General features: G+C 41.5%; 1 pseudogene. It reads left to right on the top strand.

The features are described from left to right. Positions 1 to 1,055 (top strand): annotated as a pseudogene (locus ACFIK3_RS09600) (hypothetical protein); the annotation flags it as partial.

Here is a 1,055-nt window from a genome sequence, read left to right as displayed (position 1 = left end):
ATGCTTCTGATGATTACGCAAATTTTTTAACCAAAACCCTTTCTGGTAAGAGAGATAAGAGTCCTATCGTAAATGTTTTGACAGAAGGTAGCCGTTCTGCGCGAGTTGGAAATGTTGGTGATAAGAAAGTGCCACAGCTTACAAGAATAGCGGTTAACGATAAAAGCATGAGTGCGGATAATATTGCTGTGCGAAAATTGCCAAAAACATTTGTTAAAAAAGGGTGGATGCTGCCTGTTGAGGACGATAATAGTGATGATATTTTGCTGTCTGGCGTTAATCGTTTAGCAAGGAGGGTGAGTACGTATGCAGATAATGATGATATAAAAATAGGAAACAGTCCGAATGCGAATGCCATTAATATTATTGCTATTGGTAACGGCATAAAGACATTTTCACAAAATAATCTGTTTCAAGGTGTTACTATTGTTGGCAACGCCGCGAAAGACTACGCTTCTGCTGCCACCATTGTTGGTGCATGGGCAGAAGTGAAAGAAGCGGGCGGTATTGCGCTAGGTTACAATTCTGTGGCCGATAGGGCTAAAGGTGTTTTTGGCTATTCTCCTAATAAGAAAGCGAATGCAACAGGTACTGACATTCAATGGAAGAGTGTTTATGGTGCCATGAGTGTTGGTAATCTCAGCGAGAAGGGAACGCGACAAATTATAGGGGTAGCAGCTGGTTCTGAACTGACTGATGCAGTAAATGTTGCGCAGATAAAGTCATTACAAGATTACGTAGATAAAGGTTGGCAGCTGTCTGTTGGTGGTGCAGATGCTACAACTATTGGTATAGAGAGCAAGATCGATTTATCAGCGGCAAGTGAAAATCTTCAAATTAGCAAAGGCAAAGATGACAATAATATAAAATTTGATCTAGCTAAGGAAATCGCAGTCAATAAAGTAAATGCAGGAAGCAGTACCTTAGACGCAACAGGCTTAGTGATTGCCAATGGTCCGAAAATAACCACCGGAGGTGTTGATGCTGGAGGTAAAAAGATAACTGGAGTGGCAACGGGTACTGAAAGCACCGATGCGGTGAATTTTGCACAGCTA

It is taken from the genome of Bartonella sp. CB10SXKL (assembly GCF_042195515.1).
GTDB lineage: Bacteria > Pseudomonadota > Alphaproteobacteria > Rhizobiales > Rhizobiaceae > Bartonella.
This window is presented reverse-complemented; position numbering and strand designations above follow the sequence as displayed.